At 71.2% G+C, this 24,191-nt stretch carries 16 protein-coding genes and 1 pseudogene; 8 read left to right on the top strand and 9 right to left on the bottom strand.

Annotated elements, in window-relative coordinates:
* Window positions 1-842 precede the first annotated feature (842 nt).
* Together KUM49_RS23925 and KUM49_RS23920 are read right to left on the bottom strand one after the other, a co-directional pair.
* Window positions 843-2,462 carry a LamG domain-containing protein gene (locus tag KUM49_RS23925; RefSeq protein WP_217238975.1) on the bottom strand — a complete coding sequence of 540 codons (1,620 nt, stop codon included), beginning with the start codon at window positions 2,460-2,462 and terminating at the stop codon, window positions 843-845.
* 197 nt (window positions 2,463-2,659) lie between these two features.
* Window positions 2,660-5,593: a GH32 C-terminal domain-containing protein gene (locus tag KUM49_RS23920; RefSeq protein WP_217238974.1), complete on the bottom strand. Its 2,934-nt coding sequence runs from the start codon at window positions 5,591-5,593 to the stop codon at window positions 2,660-2,662.
* A 265-nt stretch (window positions 5,594-5,858) separates the two neighbouring features.
* On the opposite strand from KUM49_RS23920, the gene KUM49_RS23915 reads away from it, so the two are divergent.
* The 6 genes and pseudogenes from KUM49_RS23915 to KUM49_RS23890 form a co-directional block, all read left to right on the top strand.
* Window positions 5,859-6,893, top strand: coding sequence for a LacI family DNA-binding transcriptional regulator (locus KUM49_RS23915; protein ID WP_308406711.1), 1,035 nt, complete (start codon window positions 5,859-5,861; stop codon window positions 6,891-6,893).
* Between the two features lie 186 nt (window positions 6,894-7,079).
* Complete coding sequence (locus KUM49_RS23910; protein WP_308406710.1) at window positions 7,080-8,342, top strand: sugar ABC transporter substrate-binding protein; 1,263 nt, start codon at window positions 7,080-7,082, stop codon at window positions 8,340-8,342.
* 87 nt (window positions 8,343-8,429) lie between these two features.
* On the top strand, window positions 8,430-9,356 hold the full coding sequence (locus KUM49_RS23905; RefSeq protein ID WP_254401699.1) for a carbohydrate ABC transporter permease: 927 nt from the start codon (window positions 8,430-8,432) through the stop codon (window positions 9,354-9,356).
* A gap of 1 nt (window position 9,357) precedes the next feature.
* Entirely contained in the window at window positions 9,358-10,230 is an 873-nt protein-coding gene (locus KUM49_RS23900; protein WP_217238971.1) for a carbohydrate ABC transporter permease, read from the top strand.
* Window positions 10,231-10,346: 116 nt separating this feature from the next.
* Entirely contained in the window at window positions 10,347-11,771 is a 1,425-nt protein-coding gene (locus KUM49_RS23895) for a glycoside hydrolase family 32 protein (protein WP_254401698.1), read from the top strand.
* 159 nt (window positions 11,772-11,930) lie between these two features.
* Window positions 11,931-12,506: pseudogene (locus KUM49_RS23890) on the top strand (PfkB family carbohydrate kinase); the annotation flags it as partial.
* Window positions 12,507-12,695: 189 nt separating this feature from the next.
* On the opposite strand, the gene KUM49_RS23885 reads toward KUM49_RS23890, so the two are convergent.
* The 5 genes from KUM49_RS23885 to KUM49_RS23865 form a co-directional block, all read right to left on the bottom strand.
* Window positions 12,696-14,978 carry an SWIM zinc finger family protein gene (locus tag KUM49_RS23885; RefSeq protein ID WP_308406709.1) on the bottom strand — a complete coding sequence of 761 codons (2,283 nt, stop codon included), beginning with the start codon at window positions 14,976-14,978 and terminating at the stop codon, window positions 12,696-12,698.
* Window positions 14,975-17,833 carry an SNF2-related protein gene (locus tag KUM49_RS23880; RefSeq protein ID WP_374200195.1) on the bottom strand — a complete coding sequence of 953 codons (2,859 nt, stop codon included), beginning with the start codon at window positions 17,831-17,833 and terminating at the stop codon, window positions 14,975-14,977. The genes KUM49_RS23885 and KUM49_RS23880 overlap by 4 nt, the downstream gene beginning before the upstream one ends.
* A 98-nt stretch (window positions 17,834-17,931) precedes the next feature.
* Window positions 17,932-18,501 (bottom strand): sugar kinase, encoded by a 570-nt coding sequence (locus tag KUM49_RS23875; RefSeq protein ID WP_217238969.1) that lies wholly within the window; start codon window positions 18,499-18,501, stop codon window positions 17,932-17,934.
* Entirely contained in the window at window positions 18,498-19,646 is a 1,149-nt protein-coding gene (locus tag KUM49_RS23870; protein ID WP_217238968.1) for an ROK family glucokinase, read from the bottom strand. The genes KUM49_RS23875 and KUM49_RS23870 overlap by 4 nt, the downstream gene beginning before the upstream one ends.
* 233 nt (window positions 19,647-19,879) lie before the next feature.
* Window positions 19,880-20,617 (bottom strand): GntR family transcriptional regulator, encoded by a 738-nt coding sequence (locus KUM49_RS23865; RefSeq protein WP_217238967.1) that lies wholly within the window; start codon window positions 20,615-20,617, stop codon window positions 19,880-19,882.
* A gap of 130 nt (window positions 20,618-20,747) precedes the next feature.
* On the opposite strand from KUM49_RS23865, the gene KUM49_RS23860 reads away from it, so the two are divergent.
* Window positions 20,748-21,770 (top strand): Gfo/Idh/MocA family oxidoreductase, encoded by a 1,023-nt coding sequence (locus tag KUM49_RS23860; RefSeq protein ID WP_217238966.1) that lies wholly within the window; start codon window positions 20,748-20,750, stop codon window positions 21,768-21,770.
* A 31-nt stretch (window positions 21,771-21,801) separates the two neighbouring features.
* On the opposite strand, the gene KUM49_RS23855 is transcribed toward KUM49_RS23860, so the two are convergent.
* Window positions 21,802-22,482, bottom strand: a complete 681-nt coding sequence (locus KUM49_RS23855; RefSeq protein WP_217238965.1) for a response regulator transcription factor — start codon at window positions 22,480-22,482, stop codon at window positions 21,802-21,804.
* A gap of 35 nt (window positions 22,483-22,517) precedes the next feature.
* Window positions 22,518-23,762 carry a histidine kinase gene (locus tag KUM49_RS23850; protein ID WP_217239224.1) on the bottom strand — a complete coding sequence of 415 codons (1,245 nt, stop codon included), beginning with the start codon at window positions 23,760-23,762 and terminating at the stop codon, window positions 22,518-22,520.
* A 233-nt stretch (window positions 23,763-23,995) separates the two neighbouring features.
* On the opposite strand from KUM49_RS23850, the gene KUM49_RS23845 reads away from it, so the two are divergent.
* Window positions 23,996-24,190 carry a hypothetical protein gene (locus KUM49_RS23845; protein WP_217238964.1) on the top strand — a complete coding sequence of 65 codons (195 nt, stop codon included), beginning with the start codon at window positions 23,996-23,998 and terminating at the stop codon, window positions 24,188-24,190.
* Window position 24,191 lies beyond the last annotated feature (1 nt).

Raw genomic sequence — 24,191 nt, 5'->3', positions numbered from 1 at the left:
AGATCAACAGGCCATGCCACCAGTGGCTGGAGGCGCCATTCCACAGGGTGCAGGCTGGGCCGATGGTGTGATGCCGTTGACACTGCCGTTGTTTGGGCGGTGATCGCACGTTGTGCTGGATGGCGGTCTGTTCGGCGGTGGCGATCGTGGCCGCCGGCGCAGGCGGAAGGTGTCCAGGGCGGAGCGGTCGCCCGGTGGAGGTGAGTATGAGCGGTTGGGAGAGAGCGGTCTGGACCCCGGCGCCGGGATACGACGGCGGCCGGGTGCTGCGTGACCAGCTGGCTGAGGCCATTGATGCCATCTGCTGGCAGGCGGGGCTGGCGCGGTTGGCCCAAGCCCTCGACCCGGCGGGTGAGGAGCCTGGTGGACCGTGGAAATCGGCACCTTGAACGCGGCACTGTGACGCCGCTACCAGATGCGAGGACCCTGACCGGATGCAAGTCTGGGGAGAGGACCAACAGCGATGTCGGAGGTGCGGTCGTGGGCGCAGAAGGGATGAGGCAGCGGGCCAAGGACATGGCTGACAAGCTGCTACACAAAGGCCACGGTGGGCAGAGCAGCAAAGCGCGCCACAAGACCCAGGGGCGCAACAAACTCTTCGAGGAGCAGATGAAGAGGCTCCAGGAGCGGCGGCACCGGCATCGGTGACCAGTAGTCAGCCGCGAGTGCCGGCCCGACTTATTGGTCACGCGCTCGGCCGGGCGTTCCCGCTACGCGAACTTTCGTCGTACGCCCTGCACCGCTGACGGCGCGCTGGAGTTGCTGTCGAGGCTGGGACTGCGCACAACACCGTTCCACCGCAAAGCCCGCTGGCACCCTCTGGTCGTTGAGCGCCCACATCGTCAGGCCCTTCGCCGACGAGGTCGTGGACGGCCCCGACGTCCCGCACGCGGCGAGGCCCAGGGCCGCCGACGCGGTGACCGCAAACGCAACGGCGCCTCGGGTGCCACACTCCCCGCGGTGGGGGCGAGGGCGACGGGTAGGTCTCGCCAGTGCACCAGATCTTCGCTGACCGCGTGCCCCCAGCCGATGTTGTGCCAGTAGGGGCCGTGGGAGTTGTGCTGGTAGAAGAGGTGGTACTTGCCGTTGACCTGGATGGGGGTGTGGGGCTCGTTCATCCAGTGGTTGGGGGCCGAGAAGTGGTAGCCCGGGCGGTAGCGGTCGCCGTCGTAGCGTGAGCGGTCCATGGCCATACGGGCATCGGGGATGCTGCCCCCGGCGAATGTCTGCATGTCGTGCTTGTGGCCGGCCCGCACGGATTCGGAGGTGAGCGCGTCCGTGTGGACCTTCACCTCGTCGATCTGGCCGTTGAACATGTTTACGGCAAAGGTGCCGTTGATGACGGCGGGCTGGTTGTGGCGGCCGATGAGCAGGGGAACGTCGGCCTTGGCCAGGCGGGCCGTGGTGGGGATGGCTGTCCGGGCGACCTGCTCGCCGTTCAGGTAGAGGGTGATGGTGCCCTCGCTCGGAGCGAAGGCCGCCGCGATGTGCGCCCACTTGCCCGCGGCCAGAGCCGCCGCCTGGGGGACCGCAGTCTCGTACCAGGCGTCACCGGTGCCGATGCCGAACTGCCACACGCCGTGCCGTCCGACGCCGAGCGAGAATCCTCGGCGTGCTGCCTTGTCCTGCTGGTTGACGATGGCCGAGGGCTTGCCTTCGTCGCCCCATTCGAAGGCGCGTGGTGCGACCCAGGCTTCGACGGTCATGCCGTCCGTGGGGAGCTGCGTTTGCGATGCGGCGCGGGTGACCCAGGTGGAGTAGCCGTCGAAGAGGAGGGCGCCGGAGAGAACGCCGTCCTCCTGTCGCTTGGTACGCCACAGGGGGTCGCTGTTCGGCTTGTAGACCGCGTTGTTGAAGACGTAGCTGATGGGATCCGTGCTCTGGCTGATCCGCTCCGTGGTCGCGGTGCCCTGGCCCTCGGCGAAGTCCCAGTAGGCGGCGAGTCCATCGAGGCCCGGGTCCGGAGCCTTGTCCAAGCCGACTCTCACGTCGTCCAGGTTGATGTGTCCCCAGCCGCCGGTGGCCTGGTCGACCGCCGTGATGCGTAACTGCTCGCCCAGGTGCTCCCGCGCGTCCCAGGTGACGCGGCGGTACGCCTCGTCGTCGGTGCCGGTGGCCTTGTGCAGGGCGGTGCCGTCCAGTGTCGTCAAAGCCACGTACAGCTGGTCGCCGTTGCGTCCGCCGGAAACCAGGACGCTGACCATTCCCGTGCCGGTCAGGGTGAACGGCTCGGAGGTGACGGTGCCCGTGGGGGCATCGCCGCCGCCCGCGAATCCCCAGAGGTGGTAGGTGTCCTGCTGGTTGAAGCAGCAGCCCCATCCCCAGCCCGGCTGGTTGGTGACGGATCCGTGGAAGGCGGTTCCTGTGGTGCTCCAACCGCTCAGGTCGCCCCTCTCGAAGCCGGGGTTGGACAGGGTGCTGTCGCTCGCGCCGGCCTGTCCCGACATGAGGGGTGTCGTCATGCCGAGACATGCCACGAGGACGAGCAGTGTGCGTAGCAGGCTGCCCGGGGGCCCTGTCCTGGATGTCGCTGGTGAACGCGTGCGCATGCATACCTCCGGTGATGTGTTGAGGTGCGTTGAGCAGGCTGATCAGTGCGTTTCCTGGTCGCGGGCCCACGGCAGGGCCCCGGGAGCATGGAACGTGGGTGGGCAGGTGGTCAGGAGCGCTGGACAGGCACGTTGACGTCGTCGACGTTGATGTGGCCCCAGCCGCCCGTCGCCTTGTCGACGACCTCGACGTAGATCCGTTCGCCGATGTGCTCGGACAGGTCGAAGACGACACGGCGGTACTGTTCGGCACCACGCCCGGTTTCCTTGGCCAGCAGCTTGCCGTCGTCCGCACGGACGACGGCGGCGTAGAGCCGGTCGAGGTCGTTGCCGCCGGACACGAGCAGGTCGACCACGCCGTCTCCGCCGAGGACGACGGTGGCGGAGCGGAGTACGCCCGTGGCGTCGTCGCCGCCCGCGTTCGGGTTGTAGCCCCACAGGTGGTGGCCGTCCGGGTCGTCCGCCGTCTCGGCCTGGTAGAAGGGTCCGCCCCAGCCCCAGTCGGTACGGGTGGTCACGTTGGCGTCGCCGAAGGTGGTGCCGGAGACGACGGTCCATCCGGTGAGGTCGCCGGTGGCGAAGTCGTGGTTGGGAAGGGCGTCGACGTTCGTCGGGCGCGGCGGGTCGTAGGCGGCCGGCACTACGGATGTGTCGTAGGCGCCGTTCATGGTCCACACGTCCAGGGAGACGACCTGGGCGGAGCCGCCCTCGCTGGTCAGCCGCAGGCCGGTGGAGTCCTTCCGGGTCGGATAGACGCGGCTGGTGAGGCTGTTGGTGCCGTTGACGTACGCCTCCAGCATCGAACGGTCGAGCAGGACTCTCAACTTCAGCTTTTCGCCGTCGAGTTCGACCGTGCCGCCGTGGATGCCCTTGCGGACGTCCGGGTCGAGGCTGGAGCGGCCGCGGTCGATGGAGAAGCGGTGCTTGCTCGTGTCATAGGAGAGCAGAGTCCGCTCACTGCCGTCGGCGCTCGCCCGGACGGCCAGGGTGACGGTCGTGGCGTCGCGGGGCTCGATGACGGCCTCGATGTCGAGCATGTCACCGGAGACACCGGCGAGTTGGCGGTCGGCCTCCTTCACCGACGCCTGACGGATCTTGACCAGCCGTCGGCCCCGCAGTCCGGCCGCCTCTTCGATCGGCTCGACACCGAGGGTTCCGTCCTGCCGCAGCGAGACGCTGACCGGCATACCGGCGTTGTGGGCCCAGCCGGACTGGGCGTGCTGCTGTTCGCTGCGGCGGTCCTGGGTGATGCTGAAGAGCACCGAGCGGCCGTCGGGGGTGACGAAGCCGGACGGGCCGGTGAAGTGCTCGCCGAAGTCGAACTCGCGGGGCCTGTCGTGGTCGGGCACGAAGCGGAACGCGCGCTTGTCGAAGGTGCCGATCCAGTAGTAGGTGTGCTTGACGGCGTCAGGGTTGAACGCCTCCCACCAGGGGCTGACCAGCAGGATGTGCTTGCCGGTGCGCTTGCCGTTCGGGCCGGGGAGCGGCAGGAGCACCGGCAGTTCCCAGACCTCTCCGGGCTCGGGGACCTTCGCGAGGTCGTTCCAGTTCAGCGGACCCCGGTACGTCCAGGGTCCCTCGGGCCCGCGCGCGGTGTGGACGAGTGCGGTTCCGCCGTGCTTCCTGGTGACCTGGGCGCCGCTGTAGTCGACGATGCCGCTGCCGACCAGCTGATACCAGACGCCGTCCTCCTCCCAGACGAACGGGTCGCGGAAGTTCTCCGCCCACGCGGTACCGGGGCCGGCGGGGAGACCGGCCGGGGCCTCGGTGACCGGCTCGGACTTCATGGTCCAGGTGGGCAGGTCCGTGTCGCGGTCGGTCTTGTACGAGGACACGGCCATCCCGGTGCGCTGACGGTAGGGCAGCCGGTCGTCGCCTCCGGTGAAGAAGAGCACCGGCCCCCGGTCGCCGTCGACGTACGCCGAGCCCGACCAGATCCCGTCCGGCCCGACCGAGTCCCCCGCCGGGGCGAGGGCTATGGGCATGTCCCGCCAGTGCACCATGTCGGTGCTGACGGCGTGTCCCCAGTGGATCTGGCCCCAGAACGGGCCGAGCGGATCGTGCTGGTAGAAGATGTGGTACTTGCCCTTGAAGTACACGGGTGCGTGCGGCTCGTTCATCCAGTGCCAGGGCGGCAGCATGTGGAACTGGGGGCGGTGCCGGTCGCCGTCGAATCGGGACCGGTTCAACGTCAGGTCCGGGCGGGGCACGCGGTTGCCCGGCAGCGCGGCGACCCTCTCGGCGTGCTCCTGCTGGGCGGTGGTGTCGTCCAGGGTGCCGGGGCGGATGACGAGGCTGTCCATCAGGCCCATGTACATGTTGGCGTGGAACTCCCCGTTGAGCAGGGTGGGCCGGTTGTGCCGGCCGATCAACAGCGACTCGTCGGGCGCCAGTCGGGGGGCCTTGTCGGGAGTGGTGGCGGTGCCGATGAGGCCGCCGTCGCGGTAGAGGCGCAGCTGGTGTGCGGCCGGGTCGTAGCTGGCCGCGACGTGGGTCCATCGGCCCTTGGCGGCCGGCTTGTCCGCGTCTCCCTTGACCTCGATCAGGTCGGTGCCGAAGCCGAGTTGGAAGACGATCCGGCCGAAGCGGCGCAGGCCGAGCAGGAAGCCGGTCTTCGCGTCCGGGTTGTGCTGGTTGACCAGGGCCTGGGGTTTGCCGTCGATGCCGTGCTCGTAGGCGTAAGGGGCGATCCACGCGTCGACGGTCAGGCCCTGGGCGGGATCCAGCTTGCCGGGGCCCTTGGCGGTGACGACGGTGGAGTAGCCGTCGAAGTACAGCGCCCGGCCGCGCACTCCGCGCCGCCGGACGGGGTCGGTGTCCGGCTTGTAGCGGGCGTCTTCGAAGACGTAGTCGATGGGGTCTGCGGAGCCCGAGACCGCCTCCCGGGCGACCGTGCCGCCGCGCTCGTCGAAGTCCCAGCAGGCGGTGGGACTTTGGGGACCGCGTCGGCCCTCCGCGGCGGCGGAAGCGGAAGCGAGCGAGAGCGGTACGACGGCCCCGCCGATGGCGGCGGACACGACGGTGAGGGCTGTTCTTCTCCTCATGGGCGGGCTCCTGGATGGTGCGCGGCAGGTCTGACGCTCTGCCAAATCGGTTTAAGCGAGATGGCTCGGCATCGTTCGCGCCGCGCCCCTGCTAACGCAAGAGCTAATGCATACCGTTTTACCTGGGGGATGCAAGAGAGGCAGACAAATCGCCATACACCTCCCCGGTTTCTCATTCGAGATGTCTGCGGTGTTGACATCCGACCACAGGCGCATCAATCTCTTCGCAACTTGCTAATCCGATTTAACAACGGAGCTGAGCAGCGTGTCTGAACGTCGTGTGACCATGGCCGATGTCGCCCGCCATGCGGGCGTCTCGCCGACGACCGCGTCGTTCGCCCTGTCCGGTCGCACCGACATGCGCATCTCCGATGCCTCCCGCCAGAAGGTGCTGGATGCCGCGAAGGAGCTGGGTTACCGCCCGAACGTCACCGCGCGCAGCCTGCGGACGAAGTCGACGCAGACCATCGGGTTCGTTTCGGACCGGATCACCACGACGCCCTTCGCGGGCGAGGTGATCCGCGGCGCGATGGAGGCCGCCCGCGAACGGGACAACCTGCTGTTCATCACTGAGGCGGGCGGCGATCGCGACGCCGAGTCCTCGCTGGTCCACGCGCTGCTGGACCGCCAGGTCGACGCGGTGATCTACGCCTCCATGTTCACCCGGTACGTCACTCCGCCCAAGGAGCTGTTCGGGCGCCGCGTGGTCCTGCTGAACTGCCTCGCCCCCGGCTTCGACGCGCCGTCCGTCGTCCCGGACGAGCTGGAGGCCGGCCGGGACGCGGCCCGCGCCCTGCTCGTGGCCGGTCACACCGAGGGCATCTGGGCGATCGGCGGGCACCAGGCCGTCCCGGCCACGCCCGAGGGGATCATCGCGGGCAACGAGCGCATGCGCGGTCTGGAGGAGGTTCTGCGGGAGGGCGGCGCGCGCCTGGACGGCGTCATCGAGTGCGACTGGGACACGCGGGACGGCTACCGGGAGGTGGCCGCGCTGCTCGCGGCGGGTCACCGTCCCCGGGCGCTGGTGTGCCTGGCCGATCGGGTGTCCCTCGGCGCCTACCAGGCGCTCGGCGAGGCGGGTCTGTCCGTGCCCGGCGACGTGTCGGTGGTCTCCTTCGACGACCAGGACATCGCGTCCGTACTGCGCCCGGCGCTCACCACGCTGAAGCTGCCGCACTACCGATTGGGTCGACTCGCCGTGGAGCTGATTCTCCGCAGGGGGCCGCTCGAAGCAGTCGTCCACCGTGTGCCCATGCCGCTGCGGGAACGTGCCTCCATCGGCGCCCCCGCCGGGGGCTGACACCGGGCGCCCGAAGACGGTTGTCCCGCCGCCAGGAGTACTGACCCTCCGGGCGGCGGGACGACCACCAAGAACAGCGACCGTCGCAACCGGTCGCCAAGGCGGGTCCGGCAAGACCCGTCTCAGTGAGATGGAGGAACCCTCGTGGTGTTCAGAACCAGGCGCCTCGCAGTAGCGAGTGTAGCCGTGGCAGCGGCGACCGCGCTGGTCGCCGGATGCGCGACCGGCAGCGGCGGCAGCACGTCCGGAGCCGACGGCGACACACTGACCCTGTGGACGCACAACGCCGGCAACTCGACGGAACTTGACGTTGTCAAGAAGATCATCAAGGACTTCAACGGCTCCCAGAGCAAGTACAAGGTCAAGCTCCAGGCGTTCCCGCAGAGCGACTACAACAACTCCGTCGTCGCTGCCGCCTCGGCCCGCAAGCTGCCGTGCCTGCTCGACGTGGACGGGCCCAACGTGGCGAACTGGGCGTGGGGCGGCTACCTCGCCCCGATCGACGTCTCCGGCAGCGAGGTACCGCTGTCCGACCAGCTGCCCAGCACCGTCGGCCGCTACAAGGACAAGGTCTACGGCTTCGGCTTCTACGACGTGTCCCTGGCCTTCTTCGCCCGCAAGTCGGTGCTGAACGAGAACGACATCCGCATCCCCACCATGGACAAACCGTGGACGAAGACCGAGTTCGACGCGGCGCTCGCCCAGCTGAAGAAGAGCGGGAAGTTCAAGTACCCGCTGGAGATGGGCACCGGCGGCACCGGTGAGTGGTGGTCGTACGCGTACTCCCCGCAGCTGCAGAGCTTCGGCGGTGACCTGGTCAACCGCGACGGCTACAAGACCGCCTCCGGCACCCTCGACGGCAAGAAGTCCGTGGAATGGGCTACCTGGTTCCGATCGCTGGTGGCCAAGGGCTACATGTCCAAGAAGTCCGGCGCCGACCCCAACAAGGACTTCCTGGCCGGCAAGAGCGCCATCCAGTGGGACGGCAGCTGGAACGCGACCAAGAACGCCGACAAGCTCGGCGACGACCTGGCGATCATCCCGCCGGTCGACTTCGGCCGCGGTCCCAAGATCGGCGGCGCCTCCTGGCAGTGGGCGATGAGCTCCAGCTGCTCCAACAAGGACGGCGCGCAGGCGTGGCTGAAGTTCTCCCGCCAGACCAAGTACTTCGTCGACTACGCCAAGGCCACCGGCACTCTCCCGGGCACCGAGGCCGCCGCGAAGCAGATCGACGGCTACCAGCCGGGCGGGAAGTTCAACGAGCTCGTCCAGTTCGCGCGCAAGTACGCGGAGGTACGCCCGGTGACCCCCGCCTACCCCTTCATCTCCACCGAGTTCGAGAAGGCGGCCCAGGACATCCTGTCCGGCGCCGATCCCAAGAACGCTCTGGGTCAGGCGGCGAAGGACATCGACAACAACCTGAAGACGAACAACTACAACGCCGGCTGACCCCGCTCCGGCCCGGTTCGGGCCCCGACCGCGCCTCCTCGCGCGCCCGAACCGGACCGGCTCCCCCCTGGAGCTACCGTGACCACCATGATCGCAGCCCTTGAGCGGCTGCGTCCGGTCCGGCGAACCCGAAGGACCAACGCACGCCGCCGTGAGAGCCTCACCGCCGTCGGCATGGCCACCCCGGCCGTCGTGCTGCTGATCGTCTTCCTCGTCGTACCGGTCGCCCTCGCCTTCGCCCTGGCGTTCACCGACGCGAGGCTGATCTCACCCACCCCGGCCCGCTTCGTGGGCCTTCGCAACTTCACCCAGCTCTTCGAAGACCCGGTCTTCTACAAGTCCCTGCGCAACACGGCGTACTTCGCCGCCGTCGTCGTCCCGCTGCAGGCCGGGCTCGCCCTGGTGCTGGCGCTGCTGGTCAACGCGAAGGTGCGGGGCGTCAACTTCTTCCGCACCGTCTACTTCCTGCCGGTCGTCACCTCGATGGTCGTCGTGTCCCTCCTGTGGACCTTCCTCTACCGGCAGGACGGCCTGGTCAACCACGTGATCTCGGTGCTCACCCTCGGACACGTCGACGGCCCGGACTGGCTGGGCAACCCGGACACCGCCATGCCCGCCATCATCCTGATGTCGGTGTGGCAGGGCGTCGGCTTCCACATGATCATCTGGCTGGCCGGTCTCCAGACCATCCCCGCCGAGCTGTACGAGGCCGCCGACCTGGACGGGGCCACCCGCTGGCACCGCTTCCGCCACGTCACCTGGCCAGGACTGCGCGCCACCCGCACCTTCGTGCTGGTCACCATCACCATCGCGGCGTTCAGCCTCTTCACCCAGATCAGGGTGATGACGCAAGGCGGCCCGCTCGACTCCACCACCACCGTCGTCTACCAGGCCGTGCACACCGGCTACGACCAGCAGCAGACCGCGTACGCCGCGGCCACCTCGCTGATCTTCTTCGTGCTCGTGCTGGCCGTGTCCCTCGTCCAGCGATTCCTGACCCGGGAGAAGGACTGACATGACCTCCGTCCTCAAGCACCTCGGCGGTCACGTCGGCCGTGTCGTCCTGGCCCTGGTCTTCGCGCTCCCACTCGTCTTCATGCTGATCTCGTCGTTCAAACCGGACGACCAGATCTTCAGCGACCTGGGCTCCCTGCGCGCCTTCCTGCCGGTCGGCGCCCTGTCGCTGGACAACTACACGGCCGTGTTCGAGCGAGTCCCGGCGGCACAATTCCTGCTGAACTCCGTACTGATCTCCTCGATCACCGTCATGCTCGGCATCATCGTCAACAGCATGGCCGCCTTCGCCCTGTCCCGTATGCGCTGGCCCGGCCGCAAGCTCCTCCTCACTGGCATCATCGCCACCCTCATCGTGCCGTTCGAGACCTTCGCACTGCCGCTGGTGTGGTGGGTCAACCAACTGCCGCTGCTCCGCGTCAACGGCTTCCACCTGGAGTGGACCACCGGCTGGATGGACACCTACCAGGTCCAGATCGTGCCGTTCATCGCCAACGCCTTCTCGATCTTCTTCTTCCACCAGTACTTCCAGAGCATCCCCAAGGAGATCGACGAGGCGGCGATCGTGGACGGCGCCGGCTGGTTCACCATCTACCGGCGCATCGTCATGCCCCTGTCCGGCCCGGCCGTCGCCACCGTCGCCATCCTCACTTTCCTGCCCGCCTGGAACTCCTACCTGTGGCCGCTGATGGTCGTGCAGAGCGAGAACCTGCGGCCGGTGATGGTGGGCATCTCCTACTTCTTCCAACTCAACGTGGGCTGGGGCCAGATCATGGCCTACTCCTCCATGATCACCGTGCCGATTCTCGCCCTGTTCGTGGCGTTCCAGCGGTCGTTCGTGAACAGCATCGCGTCGACGGGCGTGAAGGGCTGAACCCGCGCCCGCGCAACGCACCGCGTTTCTCCACCCCTCTTCTTCCCCGTGTGCTTCACGCACCCCAAGAAAGGCCCCGTGTGTCCCCGCCGCCTGCTGACCCCCACCTTCCGGCCATGCATCTGCGCCCCCCGCTCAACTGGATCAACGACCCCAACGGGCTGGTCTTCCACGACGGCCACTACCACGTCTTCTTCCAGTACAACCCGTACGGCCCGCGGCATTCGAACGTGCACTGGGGCCACTACCGCAGCCCCGACCTGATCAACTGGGAACCTCTCCCGGTGGCCCTCGCCCCCACCCCCGGCGGCTACGACGCCGACGGCTGCTTCTCCGGAAACGCGGTCTCCGACGACGGCCGCATGGTGGCCTTCTACTCGGCCCACCGCACCGATCGCTGGTGGCAGCCGGTGACCACCGCCGAGTCGTACGACGGCGGAATCACCTGGGCCAAACGCCCGGAGCTGCTCATCCCCGAGCCGCCCGCCGACACCACCATGTATCGGGACCCCTACGTCTGGCAGCAGGACGGCCGCTGGCGGATGCTGGTCGGCTCGGCTCTCGCCGACAACCGCGCCGCGGCGCAGCTGTACGAGTCCGACGACCTGGAGCACTGGGAGTACCGCGGCCTCTTCCACGTCAGCGATGCCGCGGCCGACTCCGGCCCGGTCGGATGGGAGTGCCCCCAGTACGCGCCCCTCGGCGACAGCGGCGTCCTGATCATCAGCGACTGGACCCCGCAGGGCGGCCCCAGCCACACGACCGTCCACACCGGCCGCGAGCAGGACGGACGCTTCACGGCGACCGCGGCCCCGGTGCCGCTGGATCACGGCCCCGACTTCTACGCCCCCGCGCTGCTGAGGGCCCCGGGGGAGGACCGCTGGCTGCTGTGGGGCTGGGCGTGGGAGGCCCGCGACGACGCCTGGGCGCATGAAGCAGGCTGGGCAGGCACCCTCACCCTCCCCCGCGAGGTGACCCTCGCCGCCGACGGAACGGTCGTCCAACGCCCCGCTCGCGAACTGCTCGCGCTGCGCGGCGAACGCGTACTGCACCGCACCGGGCACGTCACACAGTCCGGGGCCGCCGAACTCGGCCAGGTCAGCCGCACCTTCGACCTCACTGCCGTCCTGACCCCGGACACCACCGGCACCAGCGGCCTGCGCCTGGTCACCGCCGCGGACGACACCGAGTACCTCGATATCAGCCTCGATCCCACCACCGGCCGGCTCACCGTGGACCGCAGCCACGCGTCACTGGACGCGAGGGCACGAGGAGGCTCATATGCCGTCCCGTGCCCAGCCGCGACGACCGGCACCCCCGTGGAGCTACGCGTGATCGTGGACCGTTCGATCGCCGAGGTCTATCTCGGCGACGGCCGGGTCCTCACCCTCAGGTTCTATCCACTCGCCGAGGGACCCTGGCGACTGCAGGCCCGCACGACAGGCACGGGCAGCAGCGATTTCACAGTCGAGGCATGGAACCTGACCCCGGGCGGAATCCGTCAGGAACCGCTGCTGGCGAGCCAAGGGCAGGACGCGTAACGCGCCGCCTGTCCTACGTGTCCTCAAAACGCCGTCCTCACCTCGAAGCAGGTGAGGACGGCACCGTCGTCGACCTACCCGTTGGCATCGGTGTACCAGCCGGACCCAGGCACAGGAGCCGCAGGCCCACGCCCTCCCCCAGAAAAGCAGAGAGTCACCATGCCCCGACACGGCTGCCCCAGCAGTGTCACCGTCCTTGGCGAGTGCGTCGCCGACACCTTCGCCGACCCTGGCCGGTCCAGCCTCAGCGAACTCGCACTGCGCGCCCTGCCCGGTGGCGGTCCCGCCAACACCGCCGTCGCCCTCGCCCGGCTCGGCACCCCCACCCGCTTCCTCGGACGATTCTCCAACGACGTCTTCGGCGCCCTCTTCCGAGACCGCCTTAGCGCCTCCGGCGTCGATCTGACCGGTAGCGTAAGCGCCCCCGAGCGCAGCACGCTCGCGGTCGCCGACCTCGACGAGACCGGCCAGGCCACCTACACCTTCTACGCCGACAACGCCGCGGACTGGCAATGGACCACCGCCGAACTCGCCGCCACCCAGCAGGACGACGCGGTCTGCCTACACACCGGATCCCTGGCCCTGGTACGCCAGCCCGGTGCCGGCCACATCGAGGACCACCTCGCCAGTGCCCGCGAGCACGTCACCGTATCCATCGACCCCAACGTCCGCCCCCTGCTCGTCCCGCCCTCGGCCTACCGAGAGCGGCTTTCTCGCTGGTGCGCCCTCGCTGACCGGGGCGTCTTCCGGGCCGTCGAATCGGTACTGGTGGGCGGGGCTCTTCGTCTCACTCACCGCTCCACGCTAACCGCCTTTTCGTACGTGCCGACCGCTGGGCCCTCAGTCCTCACACCCGCCTCCCGAACATCAGCGGGGAACTCTCACACCGCCTCCAGGGGAAGAAAGATCAACAACAGTGAGGTCTCAGAACTCGCCGCCGGAGCCGAGGCCCGTGAGGGCGCCGACCGGGTCCAGGTCGGGGGTGCCGCGGGGCCACCAGTCGTCATGGCCCGGTTCGGACTCGTAGGCGTACCACAGGCCGTCGAGGCCGAGGCGGAGCTGGACATGGCCTCGGGGGTGGGTGAGGTGGTTGTGCCAAGGGCGGAAGGCGGGAAGGTCGGCGGCGAGGAGAAGGGGGCGGGCACGGTCGAAGCGGCCGGCCGGCGGGTCCCAGGGCTCTTCGAGGACGGCGAGACCCGCCGGGCCGCCCTGACGCCAGGCGGCGACGGCACGGGCCAGTTCGGCCGGCGTACGGCCGGCGGCGGAGGCGAGTGCGGCGTACAGGGCGCGGGTGCCGGCGGTGAGGCCGGAACCGGGGCGGGCCGCGGCGAGCCGCACCGCGTCCTGCCACAGGGTCAGTTCGCCGACCGGGTCGCGGCCGGTGACGAGCAGGGCGTGGGCGCGGGCCGCCGCGTCGGTCGCCAACTGGTCCAGCGCGAAGGGGTCCGGGCCGCCCGGGGCCGCGGGGTACACCGGGGGCTGCTCGGGATGCGGGGGCGGGGGCAGGGGCGTCGGCAGGGGCGGGAGCGAGCGGGGTGCGAGGACCTCGCTCGCCCGTACGCCGGGCAGCCGGGCCGGTGCCTGGTCCTGGGCGGCGCGGGCCGCGCGGGTGGCGCTGAGCCGGGACAGGGCGTCCAGCAGGTCGCGTTCGCCACGGCCGCGCAGCAGGAGCAGGACGAAGGGGTCGGCGTCGAGCAGCCGGGCGGTCTGGTAGCACAGGGCGGCGGCGTGCTTGCAGGGGTGACCGCGGTCGGGGCAGCTGCACTGCGGTTCCAGGTCGCCTGGACCGGGGAGCAGCGGGACGCCGCCCTCCGCGAGCGCCTGGGGCATCTCCCTGTCCAGCAGTGCGGCGATGTGTCCCGGCCGCTCGGCGGCGCTGTCCAGGAACCGGTCCCAGTCGGCGTCGTCGAGCGTACGCAACCGCACCTGCACGCGGTACGGCCGCGGGCGGCTCCCCTGGACATAGGCGAGCACGAGTCCGGGAGTCACCGTGATGGCGTCCACGTTCCCATGCTCCGCGTACGTCCGCCCGCGCGCCAGCCGCTTGGCGTCCAAGGCGCCCTCCTCCAGCGCGGTCACCCACGCGTTGCCCCACCAGGTCTCGGCGAAGCCGGTGCCGTCCGACGGCCGGGGCGGGAAGGCGGGGAAGGTACGACGCAGGTCGCCGTCGCGGTCGGGGGCGGCCATGGAAGAGGGTCGGCGTGGTGGCGCGGGCGGGGTCGTGGTCGGGACGGGACTCGCCGTGCTGGGGGTGTCGGGGCCGGTGTCGGTGGCGGTGGCGGTGTCGTCCGGTGAGGTCGGGGGCGAGGGGGGTCCTGCGCTGTCGATCCCTCCTTCCCGGGCGGCGCTGTCTCCCGGCTCCTCGTCAGGCATCCGGAAGGCGTCGGCCAGCAACTCCCGTACGTCACGCGCCCGGCGGTCGGCCGACCGGCCGGACGTGGCGCCACGCGCCGGGGAGGCGATGGGCGGCCTGGGACGGCTCGCTCGACGTGCGGTCCCGGCCTCCTGGGTCACGGCGTCCGCCCGAGCCCGCCGGGCCGTGTCACGGGCCGCACGCAGCGCCTCGCGCGCGACGTCCGCGGGTCGCCCGCCCCGACGGTCCGCTTCGCCACCGGCCTGGGCCGGCGAGGCGGGCTGAGGTTCGGGGGCGGCGGAGCGGGTCCCGGCACCGGATGTGGGCCCGGCACCGGCTGATGCCTCCCGCGTCGAGCTGCCCGGAGTACCGCCGTCGGCAGCGGCGGACGCCTCCAGGGCCGGCGCATCCACGTCGCTGTCGGACGCGCGGCCGGAGGCCGCCTCCACCGCCGGCCTGTCGTCGGCGCTGCCCGCGTCATCCGTGCCCGGGTCATCGGTGTCCGCGGTCCCGCCGCGCCTGGCGGCGATCGCCCTCCGCAGCGCCTCGCGGGCCACGTCACCCGGCCGGGCCTGAGCCTCACGAGCCTTCTCGGGCTCCGGCTCCGGCTCCGTCTCGGGCGCCGGCTCCGCCCCGGAAGCCGTCTCCGCCGCGGGCACGGCCCCCGTCCCGAGCGCTCCGGTGTCCGCAGGTGCCGTGGCTTCGTGCTCTCCAACTTCCTCGTGTTCCGTCGCCGCCCCGGATGCCGTGTCGTCCTTCGGCAACCCGGCATCCCCGGCCGCCCCGCGGCCGGCGGCGCGCTCGCGGGCCTCCTGGAGTGCGCGGCGTGCCTGGTCGGCGGGGTGAGGGGTCACTGGGTCCTCCGGAGGGAGACCAGGTCGGTGAGTTCGCGGTCGGTCAGTTCCGTGAGGGCCGACTCGCCGGAGCCGAGGATCGCGTCGGCGAGTGCCCGCTTGGCCTCCAGCATCTCGGCGATCCGGTCCTCGACGGTGCCTTCGGTGATGAGGCGGTGGACCTGGACGGGCTGGGTCTGGCCGATGCGGTAGGCGCGGTCGGTGGCCTGCTCCTCGACGGCCGGGTTCCACCAGCGGTCGAAGTGGACGACGTGGCCCGCGCGGGTGAGGTTCAAGCCGGTGCCGGCCGCCTTCAACGACAGCACCAGGACGGGGGTCGCCCCGCTCTGGAAGCGGTCCACCATGCGTTCGCGCTCCGGCACCGGTGTGCCCCCGTGCAGGAGGTCCACCGGGACCGCGCGGGCAGTGAGGTGGGAGGTGATCAGGCGGGCCATGCCGACGTACTGCGTGAAGACGAGCGCCGAGCCGTCCTCGGCGAGCAGTGTGTCCAGCAGTTCGTCGAGCAGGGCCATCTTGCCGGAGCGGGCGGCGAGCCGGTCGGTGGCCGTGGCCGGGACGTCCTCCTTCAGGTAGAGCGCCGGGTGGTCGCAGATCTGCTTGAGCGCGGAGAGCAGCTTGAGCACCAGGCCGCGGCGGCCGATGCCCTGCGCGGTCTCGATGGCCAGCAGCGACTCGCGCACCACCGCCTCGTAGAGGGAGGCCTGTTCGCGGGTGAGCGGGACCGGGTGGTCGGTCTCCGTCTTGGGCGGCAGCTCGGGCACGATGCCGGGGTCGGACTTCTTGCGGCGCAGGAGGAAGGGGCGCACGAGGCGGGCGAGCCGGGCGACCGCCTCGTCGTCCTCGCCGTTCTCCACGGCGCGCGCGTGGCGGGCGCGGAAGGACTTCAAGGGGCCCAGGAGTCCCGGTGTCGTCCAGTCCAGCAGGGCCCAGAGCTCCGAGAGGTTGTTCTCCACCGGCGTGCCGGTGAGGGCCACGCGCGCGGGGGTCGGGATCGTGCGCAGGGCCTTCGCTGTCGCCGAGTACGGGTTCTTGACGTGCTGTGCCTCGTCCGCGACGACCATGCCCCAGGGCTGCTCGGCCAGTCGCGGTGCCGCCGACCGCATGGTGCCGTACGTGGTGAGGACGAAGCCGCCGTCGAGGTCGTCCAGGCTGCGGTCCGGGCCGTGGAAGCGGCGGACGGGGACGCCGGGCGCGAACCGGGTGATCTCCCGCTGCCAGTTGCCGAGCAGGGAGGCCGGGCAGATCACCAGCGTGGGTTCGGGGCGGGCTCGGCGCAGGTGCAGGGCGATGAGGGTGATCGTCTTGCCGAGTCCCATGTCGTCGGCGAGGCAGCCGCCGAGCCCGAGGGAGGTCATCAGGTCCAGCCAGGCCAGGCCGCGCAGTTGGTAGTCGCGGAGGGTGGCGTGCAGGCCGGGTGGCGGTTCCGCTGGTCGTACGCCGGCCGTCAGGCGGTCGCGCAGGGTGGCCAGGGCGCCGGCCGGGACCGCCTCGACCGTCTCGCCGTCGACCTCCGCGTGGCCGGTGAGGGCGACGGACAGCGCGTCGACCGGGTCGAGCAGGCCCAGTTCACGCTTGCGGGCCTTGCGGACGAGGGCGGGGTCGACCAGCACCCACTGGTCCCTCAGGCGGACGACCGGCCGGTGCGCCTCGGCGAGCGTGTCCATCTCGCCCTCGCTGAGCGGATCGCCGCCGAGCGCCAACTGCCAGCGGAACTGGAGCAGTTCCTCGCTCTCGAAGAAGCCCGTGCCGTCGGTCGCCGAGCCGGGCGCGGGTCGTACCACGGCCGCCGCGGTCAGGTCCTGCGCCAGGTCCCGCGGCCAGTGCACGGCCACTCCGGCCGCCGCGAGCCGGGTCGCCGCCACGCCCAGCAGGTCGCCCAACTCCTCGTCGGACAGGGCCAGTACGTCGGGCACGTCCTGCTCGGAGAGCCGGTCGAGCGGCGGCCACACACGGGCCGCGCGCCGCACCGCGAGGGCCGCGTCCACGCGCGCGCGGGGGCCGAAGGCCGCGTCCGCGTCACCCGCCCACAGGGCCGCCGCGTCGACCACGAGGGTCGGGTCGGCGAGGCTGTGCACCTGGACGATCGCCGCGCCCGCGTGGCGCGTCCCGTCGCCGCTGCCGTCGAACAGGTTGTACGCCGACAGGTCCAGGCGGAGCGAGATCCGCACGCCCGCGTCCATGCCGGCCGCGACCTCCGCGGCCCAGTCGGCGGCGCCGGGCAGGCGCTGCGGCTCGCGCGCCGCGAACGGCTTGCCGGAGGCGTACGCGGCGGCAGGGGTGCGGGGCAGGGTGTCCGCGACGGCGTCCAGGAAGGAGCGCATCAGCGCTTCCGGTTCGGGCAGCCGGATCGCGCCCGGGCCTGGCAGAGGGACCGCGTGCCCTTCGTACGGCAGGGCCGCCGCGATCGCACGCAGGTGGGCGATGTCGTCGGGGTCGAGGGGGCCGGCCCGCCAGGCGTCGTGACCGGTGGCCGTCAGGCCGGGCAGCAGCCGGCCGCGGGCGGTGAGCCGCAGCGCGTGCAGCGCGGCGGCGCCCCAGCAGGCGGTGGCGGGGTGGGCGGCGGGATCGCGCCGGGCGCGGACGAGGAGCGGCAGGGCCTCGCCGAGGGGCAGCGACAGCGCGGGGGTGGTCCTGCGGCGCACTGCGCCACCATGTCGTCGTACGACGGTGAGCTCGGTGTCGGCTGCGGCCGGCTGTCCGCCTTCCGGGTCCCAGAAGGCCATCCGCCCCTCGCGCGGAAGGGGTGCGGGCAGGAACACGGCCGCGAGTCGGACGGGGACGGACCGGTCCTCCCGCGCCGGGGAGGCGACCGCTCGGCCCGGGCTGCGGGGCGGCACCGCCACCATGTCGCTCATACGTCCTGTCACCTCCCGCCCCTGTGCCGGATCAGTCGTCTTCGACTCTACGGGCGGGGTCTGACAATCGGCTCCGGCAGCCGGCGGGGCCCGTCGTTCTAGGGAACCGTGCGCGAGACGACGTAGACCATGGGCGAGACCGGGTTGGACAGGTTCACGACGATGTCCTGGGTGGGGGCCGGGTTCTTCTGCGTGTGGACGAGGCCGAGCCACGGGCCCGGGCCCTTGAAGGACCAGCCGCTGACGCTCTGGTCGCGCGCGCTGATGGTGATGGCGCCCTCTTCGAGGTCCTCCCGGTTGACGCCCACACCGGTGAGGAAGGCGTCGAGGCCGGCGGCGCTGGTCCGGAACTGGACGTAGAGGCGGCTGGTCTTCCAGTTGTTCGTCTCGTAGTAGGCGATGTGGTCCGCCGGGTGCGGGACCGGCACCTGGTAGATGCGGCGCTGCACCTTGGACGGCCAGCCCTCGGTGAGGCCGGTGGCCGAGTACTTCGCCTCCTTGTCCTTGCCGCTGTCGCGGCTCTGGTTCGCGGAGATCACGAGGTAGCCGGCCGGGACGCCGATGAGCAGCACGATGATGAGCAGCGTGAGGGCCCGGCGCCGGTTCCGGTGCCGGCGGTCCTCCGGCTCGTCGGGGGGCATGGCCTGGCGCGGCAACGACGCCGTCACGCCGTGTCCTGGGACGTACGGCGGGCCTCCGTGTACCGCTCGTACCGCTCGTAGCGCTCCACCCGGCGGCGCTTGGCGCGCCGGAAGCGGCGGGCGACCAGGCGGGACAGGTCGGCGGCGCCGACCATGCCGGCCTCGGGGCCGAGCTGGGCGCGGACGATCCGGGCCTCGGGGCGGTAGCCGCGGCCGGTGAGCTGCCGCTTGAACGCGTCCCGTGCGGGGCCGATGAGCAGGCCGTCGGCGGCCGAGACACCGCCGCCGATCACGAAGCAGGAGGGGTCGAGGGCGGCGGCGAGGTTGGCGATGCCGACGCCGAGCCACTGGCCGATGTCCTGGAGCAGTTCGATGCACATGGCGTCGCCCTCGCGGGCCAGCTCGGTGATCATCGGGCCGGTGATGTCGCCGATGTTGCCCTTGACGTGCTCGATGATCCCGTACGCCACCGGGGAGTCCGCCGCGGCCAGTTCGCGCGCCTCCCTGACCAGCGCGTTGCCGGAGCTGTACTGCTCCCAGCAGCCGCGGTTGCCGCACGGACAGCGGTGGCCGCCGGGCACGACCTGCATGTGGCCGAACTCGCCGGCGACGCCGTACTTGCCGCGCTTGACCTGGCCGTCCTCCAGGATCGCGCCGCCGATGCCGGTACCGAGCGTGATCATGACGAGGTGGTCCTCGCCGCGGCCCGCGCCGAAGCGCCATTCCGCCCAGGCGGCGGTGTTGGCGTCGTTGTCGACGAGGACGGGCACGGACAGCCTGCTGGAGATGCGGTCCCTGAGGGGCTCGTTGCGCCAGGACAGGTGCGGCGCGAACAGGACGCGGTTGCGGTCGGCGTCGACCCAGCCGGCCGCGCCGATGCCGACCGCGTGCACGTCGTGGCGGTCGGACAGGTCCAGGACCAGCTCGACGATCGTGTCCTCCACGACCTTCGGGCTCTTGGACTTGTCCGGGGTCTCCGTGCGCAGCTTCTCCAGGATGTTGCCGTCGGCGTCGACGACGCCCGCCATCACCTTCGTGCCGCCGATGTCGATGCCGACGGTGGGCACGCGGGGTGCGGTCAGGTGCGATCGGCGCTCCCTCGTGCCGACCGTGCGGAGCGCTGGCGCGCGGCGGGAGCCGATGGGGGCGCTGAAGTTGCCGTAGGTGCTCATCGGCCCTGATTCTGCCTCACGGTTGCGGTGGGTGCCGTGCTGGGGAGCAAAGGGGCGGTTCCTGTGACGTGCCGGGCGCGGGTCGTTTGCGACTGCCCATCATCGTGCCCCGCTTCGGCATCCCGAATCCGTCTCCCACCGGGTCGGCGTGAGGCCGCGGTGATCTTGCATCCGGCGACCGGGGCGCCACCCGGCCGCTTGTCCGGACAATGCGACGAACCGGAACCCTGCCTTCAGGGGCGTACGAGCAGCTGGAACTCGAAGGAGTAGCGGGTGGGCCGGTAGGTGTGGCTGCCGAACTCGACCGCGCGGCCGGTGTCGTCGAAGGTCGTGCGCTGCATGGTGAGCAGCGGGGCGCCGGCCTCCTCGGCGAGCCGCTCGGCCTCGACGGCGGTGGCCGCGCGGGCGCCGATGGACTGCCGCGCGCTGTGCAGCGTGATCCCGGCGGACCGCATCATGCGGTACAGGCCCGTGGCCTCCAGCTGCCCGGTGTCCAGGTCGAACAGCCCGGGCGGCAGGTGGTTGCACAGATACGCCATCGGCTCGCCGTGCGCCAGCCGCAGCCGTTCCACCCTGTGCACGTCGCTGTCCTCGGCCACGCCGAGCGCGGCCGCGATCTCCGCGGTCGCCGGGACCACGGTGTTGACGAGGACTTTCGTGGCGGGGCGCTGGCCCGCCGCCTCCAGGTCGTCGTAGAGGCTGCTGAGCTCCAGGGGACGCTTGACCTGGCTGTGCACGACCTGGGTGCCGACCCCGCGGCGGCGCACCAGCAGGCCCTTGTCGACGAGCGACTGGATGGCCTGGCGGACGGTGGGCCGGGACAGGCCGAGCCGGGCCGCGAGCTCGATCTCGTTGCCCAGCAGGCTGCCCGGGGTCAGTGCTCCGTGCTCGATGGCGGCCTCCAACTGCTGGGACAGCTGGAAGTACAACGGCACCGGGCTGCTGCGGTCCACACTGAGCTCGAGCGTCACGGTCGGGTCCACTCCTGGTTTCGGCACGGGGCCGAGCGTAGCTCCGTGAGTGGTTGACGGGAAGTTGTGTAGTTCGATTGTCCGGACATGCGCATTGACAGCGTGCCGGGTCGGCACGCAGGTTGGTCACATGCGCATCGGAGTCATCGGTACGGGTCGCATAGGCACCATCCATGCGAACACCCTCAGCCGGCACCGGGAGGTCGGCTCCTTGATCCTCACGGACGTGGACCCCGCGCGGGCCCAGGATCTCGCGCACCGGCTGGGTGAGACGGCGGCGCCGGGAGTGGACGAGATCTTCACGTGGGGCGTGGACGCGGTGGTGATCACGACGGCGACGTCGGCGCACGCCGAACTGATCGGTCGGGCAGCACGCTCGGGGCTTCCCGTGTTCTGCGAGAAGCCCATCGCGCTGGATCTGGCGGGCACATTACAGGCGATCGGTGAGGTCGAGACCGCGGGAACGATCCTGCAGATGGGGTTCCAGCGTCGTTTCGACGCGGGCTACCGGGGCGCGCGGGACGCGGTGCGCTCGGGGCGGCTCGGGAGGCTGCACACCGTGCGGGCCCTGACCTCCGACCAGGCCCCGCCGCCGCCCGCGTACCTGCCGCAGTCCGGCGGGCTGTACCGGGACACCCTGATCCACGACTTCGACGTCCTGCGCTGGGTGACGGGGCACGAGATCGTCGACGTGTACGCGGCCGGGTCCGACGCGGGCCCCGCGATGTTCCGCGAGGCGGGCGACATCGACACGGGTGCGGCCCTGCTCACCCTGGACGACGGCACGCTCGCCACGGCGACGGCGACGCGGCTGAACGGGGCCGGGTACGACGTGCGCATGGAACTCGCCGGGGAGCTGGACCAGATCGTGGTGGGCCTGGACGACCGGACGCCCATCGCGTCCACCGAGCCGACCGGGCCGCCGGCCGCGGACAAGCCGTGGACGGGGTTTCTGGAGCGGTTCGGACCCGCGTACGAGGCGGAGCTGATCGAGTTCGTCGACGTCGTACGGGGCGGGCGGCCGAACCCGTGCGACGGGCGCGAGGCGCTGCAGGCCCTGCGGATCGCCGAGGCGTGTGAGGTGTCCCGGCGCGAGCGGCGGGTCGTGGCGCTCGCGGAGATCGCGGGCGCGGCCGGCGCGACGGTGCCGTGACGGGCGCTGCCCTTCGGCCCACTCCCCGCGGCTAGCGTCCGTCCTCCTCCGCCTCCTCCAGCAGCCCCGCGTCATAGGCCAACAAGGCGATCTGCACCCGGTTGTTGAGGTCGAGCTTGGCCAGGACACGGGAGACGTGGGTCTTGACCGTGGCGACGCTCATGAAGAGCGCGGCGGCGATCTCGGCGTTGGAAAGGCCCCGGCCTACGGCGACGGCGACCTCGCGTTCGCGGTCGTTGAGAGCGGCGATGCGGGCACGCGCGCGCGTGCGGCGGGTGTCGGCGGCGGTGCCGGCCGCGTGCCGCATCAGCCGGCGGGTCACGGTGGGCGACAGGACGGGGTCGCCTGCCGCGACGCGGCGCACCGCGGCGACGATCTCGGCGGGCGGGGTGTCCTTGAGGACGAAACCGGCGGCGCCCGCGCGCAGGGCCCACAGGACCTGCTCGTCGGCGTGGAAGGTGGTCAGGACCACGACCTGCGGGGCCTCGGGCCGGCCGCGCAGCCGCTCGGTGGCGGTCAGGCCGTCCACCGACGGCATCCGGATGTCCATCAGGACGACGTCCGGACGGGTGCGGTCGACGAGCTCCTCGACCTCGCCGCCGTCGGCGGCCTCGCCCACGATCTCGATGTCGTCGGCGCCGCCCATCATCAGGGACAGGCCGGCCCGGACCAGCGGGTCGTCGTCGACGAGGAGCAGTCTGATCGCAGTCATGGGGGCTACGTAATCACGGTTGCGCGGCGGGCGAATCACCGTTGTACCGGGCGAGTTGGGGGTGGCGGCACCACCCGCGGGGGTCTCGGCCACGGCAGCCACGCGCGCACCGCGAACCCTCCGCATTGCTCCGGCCCGTGCTCCAGGCGGCCCCCGGCCAGCGTCGCGCGTTCGGTCAGGCCGATCAGCCCCTGGCCGGAACCGGGGACAGGGGGGACGTCCCCGTCGGGCGCCGGGTTGCGCACCGACATGGTCAGGCCCTCCCCCGGGGCCCCGGTGACGGACACCGTGACCTCGGCGCCGGGGGCGTGCTTGCGGGCGTTGGTGAGGCCCTCCTGGGCGATGCGGTAGGCGGTGCGTCCGACCGAGGCGGAGACGGCGGCGGGGTCGGCGACACGGCTGTCGAGCGTGACCTTCATCCCGGCCTCACGGGACTCGGCGACCAGCGTGTCCAGGGCGGCCAGCGTCGGCTGGGGGCGGCCCGCGTCGTCGGAGTCGCCCGCCCGCAGGACGCCGATGATCTCCCGCAGGTCCTGCAGGGCCTCGTGCGCGCTCTCCCGGATGACACCGGCGGCCCGGGCGACCTCCTCGCGGGGTGCGTCCGGCCGGAACTCCAGGGCACCCGCGTGCACGCTCAGCAGGGTCAGCCGGTGCGCGAGCACGTCGTGCATCTCCCTCGCGATGGCCTCGCGAGCGAGTCGCTGCGCCTGCTCGGCGCGCAGCCGCGCCTCCGTCTCGGCACGCCGGGCCCGGTCGCGCAGACTCAGCATGAGCTGCCGCTTGGCCCGGGCGAGCATGCCCCAGCCGGTGATCGCCACGGTGAGGAGCAGGGTGAAGACCACCGCCCACGCGTACGACAGGTCGGGGTCGGGGCGCACCCACATCAGGAGCGGGATCAGGGCGAGTTGGACGCCGCCGACCCAGGCCGAGTACCGGAACGGCCGGTGCACGGCGAGCGTGAACAGGGCGACGATGCCGGCGCCGGCCGAGGTGGTCGAGACGAAGGCGAGGGGGATCGTCGCGACGGCGAGACCGAGGGGCCACCGGCGGCGCAGCCATACCGCGGCGCAGGCAAGGGCGCCCAGCAGTTGGTCGGTCACCACGACGGCGTGCGGGAGGCCGGGGTCGTCGGAGAGCGTGTCCGCGACCGCCAGGCCGATGACGGCGGCCAGCAGGAAGACGGAGAAGTCGACGACCCAGTCGCGCGCGGTCCGCCTGGGCGGCCGCCCGGCCCGCCCCGCCTCGGGGTCGAGCTCGTGGATCACGGCGGAGGGCAGCATCCAGCGCCGCCCGGGAAAGGCAGTCGTTTCGGAAGCCGTCTCGTCACTGCTCACGGTCGACGAATCTATGCGGGGGCGGCCCGTGGCACCTCCGGATGCACCGGTTCCGCGACCAAAGTCGCGGCACCGGAGACTTTCGGCGCGGCGGCCCGGCCGGATCGGGGACTTCCGTCGGACGGGCCTCGCCCCGCGGCCGATGTGGGTGGGGGGTCCGCGGGGCGAGGGTCTTTTCCATGAAGCAGCTGCTGGAGCTACTCGGTTTTCTTGCCCTGGTGCAGGGCGCGATGGGCCTGTTGCACGAGTTCACCGACTGGCACGTGGGGTTCGTGCAACGGATCGGTTTCCTCGACGGCTACGGCGTCTACGCGAGCGTCACCTTGGTCGTGCTGGCGTTCGCGCTGTTCGCCGTGGCCGAGAGCCGGAAGTGAC

The sequence above is a fragment of the Streptomyces sp. AC555_RSS877 genome (assembly GCF_019049245.1).
Lineage (GTDB): Bacteria > Actinomycetota > Actinomycetes > Streptomycetales > Streptomycetaceae > Streptomyces.
Note: the sequence above shows the minus strand (reverse complement) of the source record. Positions and strands in the feature narration are given on the sequence as shown.